We start from the raw sequence: 18296 nt of genomic DNA, 5'->3' as shown, positions 1-18296 counted from the left end.
CGCGCCACACCATACGCTGAATTTGCCTTAATAACCCTGGATAATTCCGAGTCTCAGGCCAACTCCCCCTTCACCAGAGGCACAAAGCGCACGGCTTCCACGGTGTCGATAATAAACTCGCCGCCGCGCCGACGAACGCGCTTCAACAGCTGCTGCTCGTCCCCGACAGGCAGAACCAGAATGCCCCCCTCGTCCAGCTGCGACAACAGGGCTGCTGGAATTTCAGGCGGGGCCGCCGTCACGATGATCGCGTCAAACGGGGCGCGAGCTTTCCAACCCTGCCATCCATCACCGTGCCGTGTCGAAACATTATGTAAATCAAGTTGTTTCAGGCGACGACGCGCCTGCCACTGTAAACCTTTGATCCGCTCAACGGAGCAAACATGATGCACCAGATGCGCCAGGATCGCGGTCTGATACCCCGACCCGGTGCCAATCTCCAGCACGCGGGAGTCGGGCGTCAGCTCCAGCAGCTCCGTCATGCGCGCCACCATGTAAGGCTGCGAAATCGTCTGGCCCTGCCCGATGGGCAGCGCCACGTTTTCCCACGCTTTGTGTTCAAACGCCTCGTCTACAAATTTCTCACGCGGAACCAGGGCGAGTGCTTCAAGCACGTGCTCGTCGCGGATCCCCTGCGCGCGTAGTTGTTCCAGAAGAGTTTGTACACGTTTGTTTACCATTGCGCGTTCACTCCTGCGCGATCCAGCCAGCCCGACACCACATCATGCGCGCTATACGCGGTTAAATCTACGTGCAGCGGGGTCACCGAAACATAGCCTTCCTCCACAGCGGCAAAGTCGGTATCCGGACCCGCATCGCACTTATCGCCGGGAGGGCCGATCCAGTAAAGCGTGTTGCCGCGCGGATCCTGCTGCGGGATCACCTGATCGGCAGGATGTCGACTCCCGCAACGGGTGACGCGGATGCCTTTAATTTCATCAAGAGGAAGATCCGGCACGTTGATGTTGAGGATGCGTCCGGTACGCAACGGCTCACGGCCGAGCGCCCGCAGGATCGAACAGGTCACCGCGGCGGCGGTGTCGTAGTGCGTGTAGCCGTTCAACGAGACCGCCAGCGCCGGGAACCCCAGATGTCGTCCTTCCATTGCGGCCGCCACAGTGCCGGAGTAAATCACGTCATCGCCGAGGTTAGGCCCGGCGTTAATGCCGGAGACGACGATATCCGGACGCGGCCGCATCAGCGCGTTCACGCCCAGAAAAACACAGTCGGTTGGCGTGCCCATCTGTACGGCAATATCGCCATTTTCAAAGGTAAAGGTGCGAAGCGACGACTCCAGCGTCAGCGAGTTAGACGCTCCACTGCGGTTACGATCGGGTGCCACGACCTGCACATCCGCAAACTCACGGAGGTGTTTCGCCAAGGTCTGAATGCCCGGCGCGTGGATCCCGTCATCGTTACTCAGCAATATTCGCATAATCACCCGAGGTGTTGATAAGTTCCCTGACAACACTGGTGGCAAAGCTGCCTGCCGGCAGCCAGAAGCGTAACTCGACGGTCACGTCATCCCACCAGTTCCAGCTTAACTGCTGCGGATAGAGCAGCATCGCGCGGCGTGCCGCGTCGACTTTTTCCCGCACCAGCAAGGACTGCAATTCTGGCGCATCCGCCACGGCTGACTGCTCGGCGGCCAGGGCCTCCCCCTGGGTTCCCCAGTCGCCCGTACCGGGCAACGCGGCGGTGATCAGCAGCCCTTTTGCGTCCACGCGCGACTGGACATCGGCCATCTCTTCGGCCGTTGCCACAAACCAGCTTCCGCGTCCCGCTAATTGTAGCGCATCGCCAACAACAACTTGATTCGCGTCCGGTTTTTTCAGCCTTTCGCTCACAATCTGATTAAACAACGCACTGCGGGCCGCCGACAACCAAAAACTGCGTTTATTCCTGTCCCGCACCGGCGCGTCGCTTTGCGCCCACCGCAGTGCGCCCTGCAGGTTGCTGCCGCCAATGCCGAAACGTTGCGCGCCAAAGTAGTTCGGTACGCCGCGGTCGCTGATGGCGTTCAGACGTTTTTCAACGTCTTCACGATCAGTCACTTCGCGCAGCACCAGCGTAAACGCGTTGCCTTTCAACGCGCCCAGACGCAGTTTGCGCTTGTGGCGGGCATACTCCAGTACCTTACAGCCCTCAAGCTCAAATTTGCTTAAATCAGGCATCGTATTGCCGGGAACGCGCGCGCAGAGCCACTGTTCGGTGACGGCGTGTTTATCTTTCTGCCCGGCAAAGCTCACCTCGCGGGCATGAATTTTGAGAAATTTTGCCAGCGCGTCAGCCACAAAGCGGGTATTGCAGCCATTTTTCAGAATGCGCACCAGGATATGTTCGCCTTCGCCATCCGGCTCAAAGCCCAGATCTTCGACCACGAGGAAATCTTCAGGGCTGGCTTTCAGCACCCCGTTCCCCTGCGGTTTGCCATGCAGATATGTCAGGTTGTCGAAGTCTGTCATTTGCTCGCCTTCACCAGCAGCGCCACGGCTTCACAGGCAATCCCTTCGCCACGACCGGTGAAGCCCAGCTTCTCGGTCGTCGTCGCTTTGACGTTCACGTCGTCCATATGGCAGCCCAGATCTTCTGCGATAAACACGCGCATCTGCGGAATGTGCGGCAGCATTTTCGGGGCCTGGGCGATAATCGTCACGTCGACGTTGCCAAGGGTGTAGCCTTTCGCCTGGATGCGGCGCCACGCTTCGCGCAGCAGTTCACGGCTGTCTGCCCCTTTAAACGCCGGGTCGGTGTCCGGGAACAGCTTGCCGATATCACCCAGTGCGGCCGCGCCCAACAGCGCGTCGGTCAGCGCATGCAGCGCCACGTCGCCATCAGAATGCGCCAGCAGCCCTTTTTCATAAGGAATGCGCACGCCGCCAATGATAATTGGGCCTTCGCCGCCAAAGGCGTGTACATCAAAACCGTGTCCAATTCGCATTATGCCTTCTCCTGATGGGTCAAACGGGTAAGATAAAATTCCGCGAGCTGTAAATCTTCCGGACGCGTCACTTTAATATTATCAGCACGTCCTTCAACAAGCGTTGGGTGGAAACCGCAGTACTCCAGCGCAGAGGCTTCGTCCGTAATGGTCGCACCTTCGTTAAGCGCGCGCGTTAAGCAGTCGCGGAGTAATTCGCGGGGAAAAAATTGCGGCGTCAGCGCGTGCCATAGATCGACGCGATCGACAGTGTGGGCGATAGCCCGTTTGCCCGGCTCGGCACGCTTCATGGTGTCGCGCACGGGGGCGGCCAGAATGCCACCCACTTTGCTGGTTTCGCTCAACGCCAGCAGGCGAGCGAGATCGTCCTGATGCAGGCACGGACGCGCCGCGTCATGCACCAGCACCCACGGCGCGTTACCGGCAGCCTGAATGCCAGCCAGCACGGAATCGGCGCGCTCGGCACCGCCATCGACAACGGTAATCTGAGGATGATTTGCCAGCGGTAGCTGCGCGAAGCGCGCATCGCCCGGGCTGATAGCGATGATCACCCGCGTCACCCGCGGGTGCGCCAGCAGCGCCGCCACGGCGTGCTCAAGGATCGTTTTATCGCCAATTGAGAGGTACTGCTTGGGACATTCTGTCTGCATGCGCCGGCCAAAACCTGCGGCCGGCACCACGGCACATACGTCCGAAAAAGTTGCTGCCATGTCGTAATCCTGGGCCTGATTATCGATTGTTTTGTGCTGAGCCCTGATTGCGTTTAGACGCATCCGGAACCAGACGATAAAAGGTTTCGCCCGGCTTAGTCATACTGAGTTCATTGCGTGCGCGCTCCTCAATCGCCTCTTGCCCGCCATTGAGGTCATCAATTTCAGCGAAGAGTTGATCGTTTCGCGCCTTAAGTTTGGCGTTTGTTGCCTGCTGAGCCGCGACGTCATCGCTCACCCGGCTATAGTCGTGCAGTCCGTTCTTACCGAACCACAGCGAATATTGCAGCCAGATTAGCAAAGCCAGCAACAGCAGCGTTAGTTTACCCATCCTGCCCCCTGAAAAACGGCATCATCATCCCAAGACTTCCCCAGAGCACTACGCCGGGGTAACAGAGATGCCGCAACATCGCGGGCAAATGTACCACATTTTTTCCGCAGAATCGTCCTGCTCAATATCGTTACACAGTTGGTTACGGTTTGAATTATGGCTGAAGTTAGCCCATGAGCCACAAAAATAACAGACCAAACATCAGAACCACCGTCACAATCGTGACCACGGTACTGTAGAGCAGCTTGCCATTGAGCAGCGAGTGCAGCGCAATGCCGACGACAACCGCCACGGGCATCAGCGCCAGAAAGAAAGGCCAGGTGTAGAGAAAGAAGAACAACGTGTTGCCGCCGTAGATAAGAAACGGGATACCCAGCGCCAGCAACCATGAGACGAAGCCAATGATGGCCCCAGGAAATGACCAGGTCGTTTCGTCGTCGGTCGCAAGCGGCTCCGACCCGGTAGTGGTAATGTAATGTTCACTGTTGCGCATAGCTAGTCCTGTGACCGTGACTCATCGTTCGGGAAGACAGCTCCCGAACGATACCGTCTCAGGATCTGATAATATCGTCCCGTCTGAGCAGGTCTAATAATTGGCTTACTAAATTTGTTACCAATTGTTGACCCTCCAGGTGAATTTCAGGCGATTCAGGCGCTTCGTAGACCGCGTCAATTCCGGTGAAGTTGCGCAGTTCTCCGGCACGCGCTTTTTTGTACAGCCCTTTCGGGTCGCGCGCTTCGCAAACCTCCAGCGGCGTATCCACAAACACTTCAATAAAGCGATCCTGACCGACGCGTTCGCGCACCATCTGGCGCTCGGCGCGGTGCGGAGAGATAAACGCGGTCAGCACTACCAGCCCGGCATCGGCCATCAGGCTGGCGACTTCCCCGACCCGGCGGATGTTCTCTTTGCGGTCGTCGTCGCTGAACCCTAAATCGCTGCACAGGCCATGGCGCACGTTGTCGCCATCCAGCAGGTACGTGCTTACGCCCTGCTGATGCAATGCCTCTTCCAGCGCGCCCGCCACCGTCGATTTACCCGAGCCGGACAGCCCGGTAAACCACAGCACAACCCCACGGTGACCGTGGAGCTGTTCGCGCTGGGCGACGGTGACCGGATGAGGATGCCAGACGACGTTCTCATCATGCGCGGCCATTACTTGCCTCCCAGCAGATCGCGCGCGCCCCAGTGCGGGAAATGTTTACGCACCAGCGCGTTCAGTTCCAGCTCAAAGGCGCTGAATTCAGAGGCCACGGCAGCCTGTTCAATCGGTTCGCGTACCATACCGGCCCCGACGGTAACGTTGGTCAGCCTGTCGATAAAGATAAGCCCGCCCGTCACCGGGTTCTGCTGATACGGATCCAGCACCAGCGGTTCGTCGAAGGTCAGATCGACCAGACCAATACCGTTCAGCGGCAGCTCGGTAACCTCGCGCTGGGTCAGATTGTTGATGTCCACCTGGAACTGAATACCGTCCACGCGGGCGCGGGTCTTCTTGCCGGCAATTTTGATGTCGTAGCTCTGGCCCGGCGTCAGCGGTTGCTCCGCCATCCACACAACATCCACGGAAGCCCCCTGCACGGCGGCCAGGGTTTCCTGGGCATCCACCAGCAGATCGCCCCGGCTGATATCAATCTCGTCTTTCAGCACCAGCGTAACCGCTTCACCGGCGCCCGCCTCCTGGAGATCGCCGTCGAAGGTGACGATACGCGCAATGGTCGATTCCACGCCGGATGGCAGCACCTTGACGCGCTGACCGACCTTCACGGAGCCTGACGCGAGGGTGCCTGAGAAACCGCGGAAATCGAGGTTAGGACGGTTCACGTACTGCACCGGGAAGCGCATCGGCTGGGTGTCGACCACGCGCTGGATTTCAACCGTTTCCAGCACCTCCAGCAGCGTCGGGCCGCTGTACCACGGCATGTTCGCGCTCTGGGAGGCGACGTTATCCCCTTCCAGCGCCGAGAGCGGCACAAAGCGGATATCCAGGTTGCCCGGCAGCTGTTCGGCAAAGGTCAGGTAGCTCTGGCGGATCTCCTCGAACTTCTCTTCGCTGAAGTTCACCAGATCCATTTTGTTGACCGCCACCACCAGGTGTTTGATCCCCAGCAGCGTGGAGATAAAGCTGTGGCGACGGGTCTGATCCAGCACGCCTTTACGCGCGTCGATCAGCAGGATCGCCAGGTCGCAAGTCGACGCGCCGGTCGCCATATTGCGGGTGTACTGTTCGTGCCCCGGGGTGTCGGCGATAATAAATTTGCGCTTCTCGGTAGAGAAATAGCGGTAGGCCACGTCGATAGTGATGCCCTGCTCGCGCTCCGCCTGCAGGCCATCCACCAGCAGCGCCAGATCCAGCTTTTCACCCTGGGTACCGTGACGCTTACTGTCATTATGCAGGGAAGAGAGCTGATCTTCGTAAATCTGGCGCGTATCGTGCAGCAGGCGGCCAATCAGGGTACTTTTCCCGTCATCCACGCTGCCGCAGGTCAGAAAACGCAGCAGGCTTTTATGTTGTTGCGCATGCAGATACGCTTCCACACCGCCTTCTTTGGCAATTTGTTGAGCAATAGTGGTGTTCATGGCGGCTCCTTAGAAATAACCCTGACGTTTCTTCAGCTCCATGGAGCCTGCCTGGTCGCGGTCAATCACGCGCCCCTGTCGCTCGCTGGTGGTCGAGACCAGCATCTCTTCGATGATCTCCGGCAGCGTCTGCGCACTGGACTCCACCGCGCCGGTCAGCGGCCAGCAGCCAAGGGTGCGGAAACGGACCATCTGTTTTTTGATCACTTCGCCCGGCTGCAGGTCGATGCGATCGTCGTCGATCATCATCAGCATGCCGTCGCGCTCCAGCACCGGGCGCTCGGCGGCCAGGTACAGCGGAACGATCTCGATGTTTTCCAGATAGATGTACTGCCAGATATCCAGCTCGGTCCAGTTAGAGAGCGGGAAGACGCGGATGCTTTCGCCCTTGTTAATCTGGCCGTTGTAGTTGTGCCACAGCTCCGGACGCTGGTTTTTGGGGTCCCAGCGGTGGAAGCGGTCGCGGAAGGAGTAGATACGCTCTTTAGCGCGGGATTTCTCTTCGTCACGGCGCGCGCCGCCGAAGGCCGCATCAAAACCGTATTTGTTCAGCGCCTGCTTCAGCCCTTCGGTCTTCATGATATCGGTGTGTTTGGCGCTGCCGTGCACGAACGGGTTAATGCCCATCGCCACCCCTTCCGGGTTTTTATGAACCAGCAGCTCGCAGCCGTAGGCTTTCGCGGTACGATCGCGGAATTCGTACATCTCGCGGAATTTCCAGCCGGTATCCACGTGCAGCAGCGGGAACGGCAGCGTACCTGGATAAAACGCTTTACGCGCCAGATGCAGCATGACGCTGGAATCTTTACCGATGGAGTACATCATCACCGGGTTAGAAAACTCGGCGGCCACTTCGCGGATGATATGGATACTTTCCGCTTCGAGCTGCCGCAGGTGTGTAAGACGTTTTTGGTCCATAACCGTTCCTTAAGCCAAATTTACAACAGAAGAACCAAAGCCTTCTGTATCGGTTGTGTGCTGAAACCAGGCGAGCGTGCTGTGCAGCTGCACCACTTCCCCCACCACGATCAGGGCGGGCATAGGGGCGTCTTTCGCCAGGGTTGCAAGATGTTCCAGGGTGCCCGTCGCAACGTGCTGATCGACGCGCGTGCCGCGAGAAATGACGGCAACGGGCGTCGTCGCCTCGCGACCGTGCTGAATAAGCTGTTCGCTGATGTCCGCCGCCTTCATCGTGCCCATGTATATCGCCAGCGTCTGGCGGCTCTGGGCGAGATGCGACCAGTCAAACGGCGTGCTGTCCGCCTTATAGTGGCCGGTCACAAAGGTGACGCTCTGGGCGTAATCGCGGTGGGTCAACGGGATACCGGCGTAGGCCGTCACCGCAGAGGCCGCCGTGATGCCGGGCACCACCTGGAACGGTATGCCCGCTTCGGCCGCCGCCTGCAGCTCTTCGCCGCCGCGACCGAAGATAAACGGATCGCCCCCCTTCAGGCGCACCACGGTTTTGCCCGCTTTGGCGGCGTCAACCAGCATCTGGTTGGTGTCGTGCTGCGGCACAGAGTGCTCGCCTGCCCGTTTGCCGACGCAGATTTGCTCCGCGTCGCGACGGATCAGCTCGCGCACGCCGTCGGTGACCAGATGGTCGTAGAACACCACGTCCGCGTCCTGCAGCACCTGCAGGCCGCGCAGCGTCAGAAGCCCGGCATCGCCCGGACCTGCGCCTACCAGAATGATCTCCCCGCCGGTGCTGCCGGGGTTATCCAGTTCGTCCTCGAGGATTTTCTGCGCCGCCGTCTCATTACCGGCATGCATCAGGCTGGCAAAGCGGCCGCGAAACACGCGCTCCCAGAAGCGACGGCGTTCCGTCACGCTGGTCAGGCGGGTTTTCAGATGGTTGCGCCAGTAGCTGGCTTTCTCCGCCATCCGCCCGAGGCTGGTCGGCAGCAGCGCTTCGATTTTTTCCCGCAGCACGCGCGCCAGCACCGGTGCGGTCCCGCCGGAGGAGATCGCCACCAGCAGCGGCGAGCGGTCAACGATCGACGGGAAAATAAACGAGCATAAAGGCTGGTCGTCCACCACGTTCACCAGGCGGTAACGGGCCTGAGCGGCGTCGGAGATCCGCCGGTTGAGGTCACGATCTTCGGTCGCCGCAATCACCAGCACGACGCTGTCGATTTGTGACTCGTGAAAATCTGCCTCTGCAACGATCTGCACCTGCGCCCCTGCACGCTGCAGAAACGCAATTTTGCGATCGGCGATTTCACCCGTGCCAACAACCAGCACCGGTTTCTCTTTAATCGCAGCAAATAAGGGCAGATAGTCCACAGGCAACAACTCACTAACAACGAGGAATAGAGGGACTATAGGGGGCGGCTTAGACCGAATGAAATTACGAATTGGAATGAGTAGTTACTCAATGGAATAACGCGATAAAAATGCTAATACCAAAAAGTGCTTAACACGCGATATTTCGGGCATTTAAGAGGAATTCAAATTGTGTATGGACAATCACAGTTTCATACTAGGCGGGTGACTATTTTGCTCTGTTTTTAAGGACTCACTATGTTTTCCGCAACGCGCCACCGTATTGCTGCCCTGGCGCTCGGCGTTTGCTTTATTCTTCCCGCTCAGGCAAAAAACCAACCTTATGGTGAAATCGCCAATATGCAGGCGCGGCATATTGCCACCGTTTTCCCCGGGCGCATGACCGGATCGCCTGCGGAAATGCTCTCCGCAGACTATCTTCGCCAGCAGTTTGCCGACATGGGTTATCAGAGCGATATCCGCTCGTTTCACAGCCGCTACGTCTATACCTCACGAAATAAAACGAAAAACTGGCATAACGTGACCGGCAGTACGGTGATTGCGGCCCACGAAGGCACCGCAAAAGAGCAAATTATTATTATGGCGCACCTTGATACCTACGCCCCGATGAGTGACGCCGATACGGATAATAATCTTGGCGGGCTGACGCTGCAGGGCATGGACGACAATGCCGCAGGCCTGGGCGTGATGCTCGAACTGGCCGAGCGGATGAAAGATATTCCCACCCAATATGGCATTCGTTTTGTTGCCACCAGCGGTGAAGAAGAGGGCAAACTCGGCGCTGAGAATCTCCTTAAACGCATGAGCGCTGAGGAGAAGAAAAATACGCTGCTGGTGATCAACCTCGATAACCTGATCGTCGGCGACAAGCTCTATTTCAATAGCGGGCAGAGTACGCCGGGTACCGTGCGGAAACTGACGCGAGATCGTGCGCTGGCGATTGCCCGCAGCCACGGGGTTTATGCCACCAGCAACCCCGGCGGTAACCCGGATTATCCGCGAGGCACAGGCTGCTGTAACGACGGGGAAGTGTTCGATAAGGCGGGCATTCCGGTGCTGTACGTGGAAGCGACAAACTGGGCGCTGGGCAAAAAAGATGGCTACCAGCAACGAGCTAAATCGAAGGCCTTCCCGGACGGGACGAGCTGGCACAACGTGATGCTGGATAATCAGCAGCACATCGATCGCGTGCTGCCGCAGCGGATTGAGCACCGCAGTCGTGATGTGGTGAAGGTGATGCTGCCGCTGGTGAAGGAGCTGGCGAAAGCGGGGAAAGCCTGAGGCCGTTAAGCATAGTGCGGCCTGATGCCCTCACCCCAACCCTCTCCCACGGGGAGAGGGAGAATTAATCCTTTGTAGGCCCGGTAAGCGCAGCGCCACCGGGCAAAAAGGTTATCACCCTTCGTGCAACCCGCACTCGCGCTTCAGCCCGAAGAATCGCGTCTCTTCTTCCGCCATTCCCGGTTCCCACTTACGCGTGGTGTGGGTGTCTCCCACCGACAGATAGCCCTGGTCCCACAGCGGATGGTATTTCAGCCCGTGCTTTTGCAGGTACTGATACACCGTCCGGTTATCCCAGTCGATAATCGGCAGCACTTTAAACACCCCGCGCTGCACCGCCAGCACCGGTAAGGTTGCCCGGCTACCGGACTGCTCGCGGCGCAGACCCGCAAACCACGTCTGAGCATTAAGCTCTTTCAGCGCCCGGTTCATCGGCTCAACTTTGTTGATCTCATTGTATTTCTCAATGCCCTCAACGCCCTGCTCCCACAGCTTGCCGGAGCGCGCCTCCTGCCAGGCCGCGCTCTCCGTCGCGCGGTAAACTTTGAGGTTCAGCCTGAGCTTGTCCGTGAGCTCGTCGATAAACTGGTAGGTTTCCGGGAACAGGTAGCCGGTGTCGGTGAGGATCACCGGAATGTCCGGACGGATCTGATTCACCAGATGCAGGCTGACCGCCGCCTGAATACCAAAGCTCGACGAGAGCACATACTCTCCCGGCAGGTTTTCCAGCGCCCACGCCACGCGCCCTTCGGCGTCCAGCTTTTCAAGGTGGGCATTGGTTTCTGCCAGCGCCAGAATGCGTTCGACTTTTGGCAGGTCATTTAGGGCGGTTAGATCGAGTACGGACATAATTACCTCTCGTGGTTATTCCCAGAAATCCCTGGCGGGATCGAGCACCGGGCGAATGATGCCCGCACGCACCGTAAAGTCGCCGAAGCCTTCACCCGCTTCGCGCTCTTTCGCCCAGCGCCCGACAAGCTCGTCGATGGAATCAAGAATTTCCGGCTCGGTGATGTTCTCGCGGAACATACGCGGGATGCGCGTACCGATACGGTTACCGCCCAGGTGCAGGTTGTAACGACCCGGCGCTTTCCCCACCAGTCCGAGCTCGGCCAGCATCGCGCGACCGCAGCCGTTCGGACACCCGGTGACGCGCATAACAATATGCTCGTCCGGAATGCCGTGTTTTTCCAGAATCGCTTCCACTTTGTCGGTAAACGACGGCAGGAAACGTTCCGCTTCCGCCATCGCCAGCGGGCAGGTCGGGAACGACACGCAGGCCATTGAGTTTTCGCGCTGCGGCTTCACCGCATCCATCAACCCATGCTCGCGCGCCAGCTTCTCGATCTTCGCCTTCTGGCTTTCCGGCACGCCGGCAATGATCAGGTTCTGGTTAGCCGTAATGCGGAACTCGCCCTTATGGATCTTCGCAATTTCCAGCAGGCCGGTTTTCAGCGGACGCCCCGGATAATCCAGAATACGGCCGTTTTCGATAAACAGCGTCAGGTGCCATTTATTGTCGATACCCTTCACCCAGCCAATGCGATCGCCGCGACCGGTGAATTCGAAAGGGCGGATCGGCTCAAACTTGATGCCCGCGCGACGCTCCACTTCCGCTTTGAACGTCTCCACGCCCACGCGCTCCAGGGTGTATTTGGTTTTCGCGTTTTTACGGTCGGTACGGTTGCCCCAGTCGCGCTGGGTGGTCACTACCGCTTCCGCCACGGCCAGCGTGTGCTCCAGCGGCAGGAAGCCGAACTCGCTTGCGGTGCGGGCGTAGGTTTTCTTGTTACCGTGCTCAATGGACAGGCCGCCGCCCACCAGCAGGTTAAAGCCGACCAGCTTGCCGTTTTCGGCAATCGCCACGAAGTTCATGTCGTTGGCATGCAGGTCGATATCGTTCTGCGGCGGGATCACGACAGTAGTTTTAAACTTACGCGGCAGATAGGTCTGGCCAAGGATCGGTTCTTCATCCGTAGTGGCGACTTTTTCCTGATCGAGCCAGATCTCTGCATAGGCGCGCGTACGCGGCAGCAGATGCTCGGAGATCTTCTTCGCCCACTCGTACGCTTCGGCATGCAGCTCGGACTCATACGGGTTCGAGGTGCAGAGCACGTTACGGTTCATGTCGTTTGCGGTCGCCAGCGCGTCCAGCCCAACGGAGTGCAGCATCTGGTGGACCGGCTTGACGTTCTTCTTCAGAATGCCGTGGAACTGGAAGGTCTGACGGTTGGTCAGACGGATGCTGCCGTAGATCGTGTTTTCACCGGCAAACTTGTCGATCGCCTGCCACTGTTTGGTGGTAATCACCCCACCCGGCAGACGGCAGCGCAGCAGCATCGCGTGACGCGGCTCCAGCTTCTGCTCTGCACGCTCGGCGCGGATGTCGCGGTCGTCCTGCTGGTACATGCCGTGGAAACGGATCAGCAGGAAGTTGTCGCCTTTGAAACCGCCGGTGAGACCGTCATTCAGATCTTCAGCAATGGTGCCACGCAGATAGTTGCTTTCCAGCTTCATGCGCTCGGCGTCTGTCAGTTTACCTTCGACCACCAGTGGCCCTGGATGTTTTTCGCTCATTAGTAGACATCTCGCTGATAACGGCGCTCAACGCGCAGCTCACTTATAAATTCGTCCGCCGCTTCGGCATCCATACCGCCGAATTCGGCAATCACTTCCAGCAAAGTCTGCTCAACGTCTTTCGCCATGCGATTGGCGTCGCCGCAGACATAAATGTGGGCACCGTCATTGATCCAGCGCCACAGTTCTGCGCCCTGTTCGCGCAGTTTGTCTTGTACGTATACTTTTTCTTTCTGGTCGCGGGACCAGGCCAGATCGATACGGGTCAGTACGCCTTCTTTCACATAGCGCTGCCACTCAACCTGGTAGAGGAAATCTTCGGTAAAGTGCGGATTGCCAAAGAACAGCCAGTTTTTACCCGGCGCGCCGTCTGCCGCGCGCTGCTGCATGAAGGCGCGGAACGGCGCAATGCCGGTGCCCGGGCCAATCATAATGACCGGCGTTTCCGGGTTTGCCGGCAGGCGGAAGTTATCGTTGTGCTCGATAAAGACGCGCACTTCGCCCTCTTCTTCCACGCGATCCGCCAGGAAGCCTGATGCCCCACCCGTGCGGGCGCGGCCTTCGATATCGTAACGCACCACGCCGACGGTAATATGCACTTCACTCTCCACTTCAGCCTGCGAAGAGGCGATGGAGTACAGGCGCGGAGTGAGCGGACGCAGCAGACCGATCAGCGCATCGGCGTCCAGCTGTGCCGGAGAGAAGCGCACCATATCGACAATCGGCGTCGTCGCGGCGTAATGCTGCAGCTTCGCCTTGTCGCCCACCAGCGGCAGCAGAGATTCGCTGCGCGTCAAGGTGGCATAATTTTCGACGATATTCGGGGTGTTCACCGTCAGCTCAAAATGCCACTGCAACGCTTCAGAAAGCGGCTGCGTTTTGCCTTCAACGGTGACAGGCTCGTCGCCTTTCAGCCACAGCAGCTCAACCAGCTCTTTCACCAGCGCCGGATCGTTCTGATACCAGACGCCCAGCGCATCGCCAGGCTGATAGCGCAGGCCCGAGTCGCCCAGATCGATTTCGATATGGCGGACGTCTTTTTCCGAGTCACGTCCGGTGATTTTCTGGTTCACCGACAGGTTTGCCGTCAGCGGCGCCTCTTTGGTGTACGGGCTGGTGTGAATGTCGTTGACGGCACCCGTCGCGGTGAACGCGACCTGCGTCGACGTCTCTTTCGGCACGCGCGCTTTTAACACCTCAACGATGCGGGCGCGCCATTCGGCGGCGGCGGCCTGGTATTCGACATCCGCGTCAACGCGGTCCAGCAGGCGCTCCGCGCCCAGCTCCGCCAGCTTGCTGTCGAAGTCTTTGCCAGACTGGCAGAAGAATTCATAGGAGGTGTCGCCCAGGCCAAAGACGGCAAACGCCGTGCCATCCAGCTTCGGCGCTTTTTTCGAGAACAGGAACTTATGCAGCGCCACCGCTTCTTCAGCGGGTTCACCTTCACCCTGCGTAGAGGCAACCACCACCAGCAGTTTTTCCGACGCGATTTGCTTAAATTTGTAATCCCCGGCGTTGACCAGGTTCACGTTCAGTTTGGCGGCCAGCAGGTCGTCGCGCAATGCTTCGGCCACGCGGCGGGCATTGCCCGTCTGCGAGGCGGAAATCAGGGTAATGGCCGGAATTTCAACGGCCGTGGCCGATGCACCCGCCACAGCGCCAGGCTGTTGATTGAGCATTCCCCAGAAATAACCGGAGACCCAGGCAAGCTGAGTGGGAGAAAAATCAGAGGTGGCAGCCTGAAGGCGCGCCAGTTGCTCCGGGTTCAGGGGAAGCAAGTTTGAAGGTGGGGCCTGTGTTGTCATGCGTCGTTATGTTCCAGTAGCCAAGCGGACTTTAAGCGAATAAATCCAAACTGAAGATAAGGTTAACGGCGAGGATAATAACAATTAAAGAAGGGATGGAAATAATAAATAACCAAATGGACTAACCTGTTTTGGTTGTCATGCTTAGCGATAAAACCGATTAAATAACCTTATGAAATAAAAGAACAAAAAGCGATAAACACCCTGAATACGAGGAGGTTGCCGCTCAGAGCCGTTTTAGTTAATGCTAAAAATTGTGCTTTCCGGTACTATGCGGCGGTTTTTTCCGCATTACTGAGAGCGATCATGTCCACCACACTGTTTAAAGATTTCACCTTCGAAGCCGCCCACCACCTTCCGCATGTCCCTGAAGGGCATAAATGTGGCCGTCTGCACGGGCATTCGTTCATGGTGCGTCTTGAGATCACCGGTGAAGTTGATCCGCATACCGGTTGGATCATGGATTTTGCCGAGCTGAAGGCGGCGTTTAAGCCGACCTACGATCGTCTGGATCACTACTACCTGAATGAGATCCCGGGCCTCGAAAACCCGACCAGCGAAGTGCTGGCAAAATGGATTTGGGATCAGATGAAACCGCGGGTACCGCTGCTGAGCGCGGTGATGATCAAAGAGACCTGTACGGCAGGCTGCGTGTATCGCGGCGAGTGATGCTTGCCGGGTGGCGGCTTCGCCTTATCCGGCCTACAAAAGCCTCGAAACACAGGCCCGGTAAGCGTTCGCGCCACCGGGCTTTTTTTCAGGCAATATTCAGATATTTGTGCGTCTGCATCGACAGGCGCCAGTTGCGCGCAATACAGGTTTCAATGCACAGGCGCGTTGCATCGTCTTTCTGGCTGATAGGCTGCAGGGCAATCACCCGCTGCTTTTCATCCGTCAGGGTGGCCAGCAGTTCATCCAGCGCTTCGATATCACGCACGCGCCCTACCGGGTGCTTAATCTCATCCGCGCGCTCCAGCGCCTGAGACAGCACGTCGTACCCGCCGCGCATATTCACTTTTGGCGATACCGTCACCCAGGTGGTGTGTGAACAACGCACTTCATGGGTGCCGCTGGTTTCGATCTGGCAGCTGTAGCCGTTCTTTTCGAGCAGCTCGGTCAGCGGCGTCAGATCGTGGATGCAGGGTTCACCGCCGGTGATCACCACGTGGCGCGCCGTCCAGCCCTGACGACCAATAATGGCCAGCAGATCTTCAGAACTGCCCGCCCCCCACTTATCGCTCTCTTTGGTTTTCGCCAGAATGCTAAACAGCGACACTTCCCGATCTGCGAGCTTATCCCACGTATGTTTGGTGTCACACCAGGCACAGCCAACCGGGCATCCCTGTAAACGAATGAAAATAGCGGGAACGCCGGTAAAGTAACCCTCGCCTTGCAGGGTCTGGAACATCTCGTTAATCGGGTACTGCATAGTCATCTCAGTAAAGGGGATAAACGATAAGTATCGCAGATCCCCGCCGGATGGTCATGCTCCATCGGTGCTTTACGCGCCAATCGCCGCCATAAACCGTTCCGTAATTTGCTGTGGACGGGTGATCGCGCCGCCGACAACGACCGTATGCGCGCCCAGCGCCAGACACCGGGCCGCGCGCTCGGGCGTATCGACGTTGCCTTCGGCAACCACGGGGACCGTCACGGCCGCCAGCACCGCTTTCAGGAACGCACAGTCATTCTCCGGAAGCGTATGGCCTGCCGTTTCCTCCGTATAGCCGTACAGCGTGGTACCGACGCAGTCAAAGCCAAGCGTCTGCGCCGTCACGGCTTCGTCTACGGTGGAAATATCTGCCATCAGCTGTACCGAGGGGTAACGTGAGCGGATGGCCGTGACCAGTGTTTCCAGGGATTCACCGCCAGGACGTTCCCGCGCCGTCGCATCAAGGGCAATGATTTCCGGAGAGACGGCCATGAGCTCATCAACCTCTTTCATCGTAGCGGTGATAAATACTTCGCTCCCTGGATAGTCCCGTTTGATGATGCCGATAACCGGTAAAGACACCTGCTGCTTAATGGCCTCGATATCCACCACGCTGTTGGCGCGAATAGCCGCGGCCCCGCCCTGTGCCGCCGCCAGCGCCATTCTCGACATAATATACGGGCTGTGCAGCGGTTCATTTTCCAGCGCCTGACAAGAGACGATCAGTTTTCCCTTCAGGTTTTCCAGTACAGTTTTCATTACGATAAGATCTCTTCCACTTCGTTTTTGATAATCGTGACGTGCGGGCCATAGATGACCTGAACGCCGTTGCCGCGCACGATAACGCCGCGCGCCCCGGTGGCTTTCAGCGCCGCGTCATTCACTTTGCTGCCGTCTTTAACCGTCACGCGAAGACGCGTGGCGCAGCAGTCCACCTCGCCCAGATTGTCTTTTCCGCCTAATCCGGCGATCACCGCAGCAGCGCGTTCGTTTTGCGGCAGACTGACTTCGTCAGCAATCGCCTCCTTTTCCCGACCCGGCGTCGCGAAATCAAAGCGGTTAATCAGATAGCGGAAGGTAAAGTAGTACAGGAAGAACCACGGTACGCCGACCAGCGGAACGAACATCCAGTTGGTTTTGGCCTCTCCCTGCAAAATGCCGAACAGCACGAAGTCGATGAAACCGCCGGAGAAGGTTTGCCCGATGGTGATATGCAGCATGTGCGCGAGCATGAATGCCAGCCCGTCAAACAGCGCATGGATGACGTAGAGTACCGGCGCAATAAACAGGAACGAGAATTCGATAGGCTCGGTAATCCCCGTCAGGAACGAGGTTAACGCCGCAGAAAGCAGCAGTCCGGCAACGCGTTTTTTGTTCTCGGGTTTTGCCGTGTGGTACATCGCCAGGCACGCCCCGAGCAGGCCAAACATCATCGTAATAAAGCGCCCGGACATGAAGCGTGATGTTCCCTCATAGAAATGTTGCGTGTTCGGGTCAGCCAGCTGAGCGAAGAAGATCCGCTGCGTGCCTTCCACGAGGTGTCCGTTGACGATTTCACTCCCGCCAAGCGCGGTGGTCCAGAAAGGCAGATAGAAGATGTGGTGCAGACCGAACGGGCCCAGCATGCGGAGAATAAAGCCGTACAGCAGGGTGCCCAGATAGCCGGTCGCATCCACCAGCCCGCCCAGACCAAAAATCAGCTTCTGGAAATGCGGCCAGACCACGGTCATGAGCGCACCGACGAGTATCGCCGCCAGCGAACTGATAATGGGAACAAAGCGCGAGCCGCCAAAAAAGCCCAGAAACTGCGGAAGCGCAATTTTATTAAACCGATGATGGAGCGCGCAGGTCACCAGCCCAATCACCACGCCGCCAAACACGCCGGTTTCCAGCGTCTGAATACCCAGCGTCATGCCCTGCCCCACGGCCCCCGGGTTTTCATGCGCCAGTTTGCCGGTAAGGATCAGCAGCGCGTTGATGGTGGCATTCATCACCAGAAACGCGAGCAGCGCCGCCAGCCCGGCCGTGCCCTTATCGCTTTTTGCCAGCCCGACGGCTACCCCAACGGCAAACAGCACCGAGAGGTTCGCAAACACGATGGATCCTGCGCTGCTCATGATAGTGAAAATGGCCTGCAGCCAGCTCACGTCTAAAAACGGATAGGCCGCCAGCGTGTTGGGATTCGATAACGCGCCGCCTATCCCCAGCAGCAGACCCGCCGCAGGCAACACGGCAATCGGCAACATAAAGGATTTGCCAAAGCGCTGCGCTTTTTCAAACCATCCTCCTGAAGAAGCCCCACTGAATATTTGCATCATTTTTTCATCCCCTCATTAAACGATGAAAATTTTT

Annotated in this window: 19 protein-coding genes; 2 read left to right on the top strand and 17 right to left on the bottom strand. The window is 58.0% G+C overall.

Annotation, left to right across the window (positions count from 1 at the left end):
• Window positions 1-53: 53 nt before the first annotated feature.
• The 11 genes from CWR52_RS17120 to cysG all read right to left on the bottom strand — a co-directional run bounded on the left by CWR52_RS17120 (window position 54) and on the right by cysG (window position 8849).
• On the bottom strand, window positions 54-680 hold the full coding sequence (locus CWR52_RS17120; protein ID WP_008499604.1) for a protein-L-isoaspartate(D-aspartate) O-methyltransferase: 627 nt from the start codon (window positions 678-680) through the stop codon (window positions 54-56).
• Window positions 674-1435, bottom strand: coding sequence for a 5'/3'-nucleotidase SurE (gene surE / locus CWR52_RS17115; RefSeq protein ID WP_021241911.1), 762 nt, complete (start codon window positions 1433-1435; stop codon window positions 674-676). Before surE ends, CWR52_RS17120 begins: the two co-directional genes overlap by 7 nt.
• Window positions 1416-2465: a tRNA pseudouridine(13) synthase TruD gene (gene truD / locus CWR52_RS17110; RefSeq protein ID WP_104950218.1), complete on the bottom strand. Its 1050-nt coding sequence runs from the start codon at window positions 2463-2465 to the stop codon at window positions 1416-1418. Before truD ends, surE begins: the two co-directional genes overlap by 20 nt.
• Entirely contained in the window at window positions 2462-2941 is a 480-nt protein-coding gene (gene ispF, locus CWR52_RS17105; RefSeq protein ID WP_008499607.1) for a 2-C-methyl-D-erythritol 2,4-cyclodiphosphate synthase, read from the bottom strand. Before ispF ends, truD begins: the two co-directional genes overlap by 4 nt.
• Complete coding sequence (ispD, locus tag CWR52_RS17100; protein ID WP_104950217.1) at window positions 2941-3651, bottom strand: 2-C-methyl-D-erythritol 4-phosphate cytidylyltransferase; 711 nt, start codon at window positions 3649-3651, stop codon at window positions 2941-2943. The genes ispF and ispD overlap by 1 nt, the downstream gene beginning before the upstream one ends.
• Before the next feature lie 19 nt (window positions 3652-3670).
• Entirely contained in the window at window positions 3671-3982 is a 312-nt protein-coding gene (gene ftsB, locus CWR52_RS17095; RefSeq protein WP_008499609.1) for a cell division protein FtsB, read from the bottom strand.
• 166 nt (window positions 3983-4148) lie between these two features.
• Window positions 4149-4475: a DUF3561 family protein gene (locus CWR52_RS17090; protein WP_008499610.1), complete on the bottom strand. Its 327-nt coding sequence runs from the start codon at window positions 4473-4475 to the stop codon at window positions 4149-4151.
• A gap of 58 nt (window positions 4476-4533) precedes the next feature.
• A complete protein-coding gene (gene cysC, locus CWR52_RS17085) occupies window positions 4534-5139 on the bottom strand; it encodes an adenylyl-sulfate kinase (RefSeq protein ID WP_021241908.1) in 606 nt (201 codons plus the stop codon).
• Complete coding sequence (gene cysN, locus CWR52_RS17080; protein ID WP_104950216.1) at window positions 5139-6563, bottom strand: sulfate adenylyltransferase subunit CysN; 1425 nt, start codon at window positions 6561-6563, stop codon at window positions 5139-5141. Before cysN ends, cysC begins: the two co-directional genes overlap by 1 nt.
• Before the next feature lie 9 nt (window positions 6564-6572).
• Window positions 6573-7481: a sulfate adenylyltransferase subunit CysD gene (cysD, locus tag CWR52_RS17075; protein WP_006811770.1), complete on the bottom strand. Its 909-nt coding sequence runs from the start codon at window positions 7479-7481 to the stop codon at window positions 6573-6575.
• 9 nt (window positions 7482-7490) lie between these two features.
• Window positions 7491-8849 carry a siroheme synthase CysG gene (cysG, locus tag CWR52_RS17070; RefSeq protein WP_048224629.1) on the bottom strand — a complete coding sequence of 453 codons (1359 nt, stop codon included), beginning with the start codon at window positions 8847-8849 and terminating at the stop codon, window positions 7491-7493.
• 237 nt (window positions 8850-9086) lie between these two features.
• Between cysG and CWR52_RS17065 the strand changes: the two genes are divergently transcribed.
• Complete coding sequence (locus CWR52_RS17065; RefSeq protein WP_104950215.1) at window positions 9087-10130, top strand: aminopeptidase; 1044 nt, start codon at window positions 9087-9089, stop codon at window positions 10128-10130.
• Window positions 10131-10244: 114 nt separating this feature from the next.
• On the opposite strand, the gene cysH is transcribed toward CWR52_RS17065, so the two are convergent.
• Genes cysH through cysJ form a run of 3 tightly spaced genes read right to left on the bottom strand, consistent with a single transcriptional unit; the run spans window position 10245 to window position 14512 of the window.
• Window positions 10245-10979 (bottom strand): phosphoadenosine phosphosulfate reductase, encoded by a 735-nt coding sequence (gene cysH / locus CWR52_RS17060; protein WP_104950214.1) that lies wholly within the window; start codon window positions 10977-10979, stop codon window positions 10245-10247.
• Window positions 10980-10994: 15 nt separating this feature from the next.
• Complete coding sequence (gene cysI / locus CWR52_RS17055; RefSeq protein ID WP_104950213.1) at window positions 10995-12707, bottom strand: assimilatory sulfite reductase (NADPH) hemoprotein subunit; 1713 nt, start codon at window positions 12705-12707, stop codon at window positions 10995-10997.
• The gene (gene cysJ / locus CWR52_RS17050; protein WP_104950212.1) at window positions 12707-14512 is read right to left on the bottom strand and encodes an NADPH-dependent assimilatory sulfite reductase flavoprotein subunit; all 1806 of its coding nucleotides are present in this window, start codon (window positions 14510-14512) and stop codon (window positions 12707-12709) included. The genes cysI and cysJ overlap by 1 nt, the downstream gene beginning before the upstream one ends.
• A 306-nt stretch (window positions 14513-14818) precedes the next feature.
• Here cysJ and queD point away from each other — a divergent pair, with 306 nt between their 5' ends.
• Window positions 14819-15181: a 6-carboxytetrahydropterin synthase QueD gene (gene queD / locus CWR52_RS17045; RefSeq protein ID WP_008499619.1), complete on the top strand. Its 363-nt coding sequence runs from the start codon at window positions 14819-14821 to the stop codon at window positions 15179-15181.
• 88 nt (window positions 15182-15269) lie between these two features.
• On the opposite strand, the gene queE is transcribed toward queD, so the two are convergent.
• The 3 genes from queE to CWR52_RS17030 form a co-directional block, all read right to left on the bottom strand.
• Complete coding sequence (gene queE, locus CWR52_RS17040; RefSeq protein ID WP_023333236.1) at window positions 15270-15941, bottom strand: 7-carboxy-7-deazaguanine synthase QueE; 672 nt, start codon at window positions 15939-15941, stop codon at window positions 15270-15272.
• Between the two features lie 72 nt (window positions 15942-16013).
• Window positions 16014-16703, bottom strand: a complete 690-nt coding sequence (locus CWR52_RS17035; protein ID WP_104950211.1) for an N-acetylmannosamine-6-phosphate 2-epimerase — start codon at window positions 16701-16703, stop codon at window positions 16014-16016.
• On the bottom strand, window positions 16703-18262 hold the full coding sequence (locus CWR52_RS17030; protein WP_104950210.1) for a PTS transporter subunit EIIC: 1560 nt from the start codon (window positions 18260-18262) through the stop codon (window positions 16703-16705). The genes CWR52_RS17035 and CWR52_RS17030 overlap by 1 nt, the downstream gene beginning before the upstream one ends.
• Window positions 18263-18296 lie beyond the last annotated feature (34 nt).

The organism is Enterobacter sp. SGAir0187 (assembly GCF_002952735.2).
GTDB classification, from domain to species: domain Bacteria; phylum Pseudomonadota; class Gammaproteobacteria; order Enterobacterales; family Enterobacteriaceae; genus Enterobacter; species Enterobacter quasiroggenkampii.
This window is presented reverse-complemented; position numbering and strand designations above follow the sequence as displayed.

Coding starts and splice junctions, on each gene's coding strand:
- CWR52_RS17120 (WP_008499604.1), bottom strand. CDS start 680: ATGGTAAACAAACGTGTACAAACTCTTCTGGAACAACTACGCGCGCAG.
- surE (WP_021241911.1), bottom strand. CDS start 1,435: ATGCGAATATTGCTGAGTAACGATGACGGGATCCACGCGCCGGGCATT.
- truD (WP_104950218.1), bottom strand. CDS start 2,465: ATGACAGACTTCGACAACCTGACATATCTGCATGGCAAACCGCAGGGG.
- ispF (WP_008499607.1), bottom strand. CDS start 2,941: ATGCGAATTGGACACGGTTTTGATGTACACGCCTTTGGCGGCGAAGGC.
- ispD (WP_104950217.1), bottom strand. CDS start 3,651: ATGGCAGCAACTTTTTCGGACGTATGTGCCGTGGTGCCGGCCGCAGGT.
- ftsB (WP_008499609.1), bottom strand. CDS start 3,982: ATGGGTAAACTAACGCTGCTGTTGCTGGCTTTGCTAATCTGGCTGCAA.
- CWR52_RS17090 (WP_008499610.1), bottom strand. CDS start 4,475: ATGCGCAACAGTGAACATTACATTACCACTACCGGGTCGGAGCCGCTT.
- cysC (WP_021241908.1), bottom strand. CDS start 5,139: ATGGCCGCGCATGATGAGAACGTCGTCTGGCATCCTCATCCGGTCACC.
- cysN (WP_104950216.1), bottom strand. CDS start 6,563: ATGAACACCACTATTGCTCAACAAATTGCCAAAGAAGGCGGTGTGGAA.
- cysD (WP_006811770.1), bottom strand. CDS start 7,481: ATGGACCAAAAACGTCTTACACACCTGCGGCAGCTCGAAGCGGAAAGT.
- CWR52_RS17065 (WP_104950215.1), top strand. CDS start 9,087: ATGTTTTCCGCAACGCGCCACCGTATTGCTGCCCTGGCGCTCGGCGTT.
- cysH (WP_104950214.1), bottom strand. CDS start 10,979: ATGTCCGTACTCGATCTAACCGCCCTAAATGACCTGCCAAAAGTCGAA.
- cysI (WP_104950213.1), bottom strand. CDS start 12,707: ATGAGCGAAAAACATCCAGGGCCACTGGTGGTCGAAGGTAAACTGACA.
- cysJ (WP_104950212.1), bottom strand. CDS start 14,512: ATGACAACACAGGCCCCACCTTCAAACTTGCTTCCCCTGAACCCGGAG.
- queD (WP_008499619.1), top strand. CDS start 14,819: ATGTCCACCACACTGTTTAAAGATTTCACCTTCGAAGCCGCCCACCAC.
- queE (WP_023333236.1), bottom strand. CDS start 15,941: ATGCAGTACCCGATTAACGAGATGTTCCAGACCCTGCAAGGCGAGGGT.
- CWR52_RS17035 (WP_104950211.1), bottom strand. CDS start 16,703: ATGAAAACTGTACTGGAAAACCTGAAGGGAAAACTGATCGTCTCTTGT.
- CWR52_RS17030 (WP_104950210.1), bottom strand. CDS start 18,262: ATGATGCAAATATTCAGTGGGGCTTCTTCAGGAGGATGGTTTGAAAAA.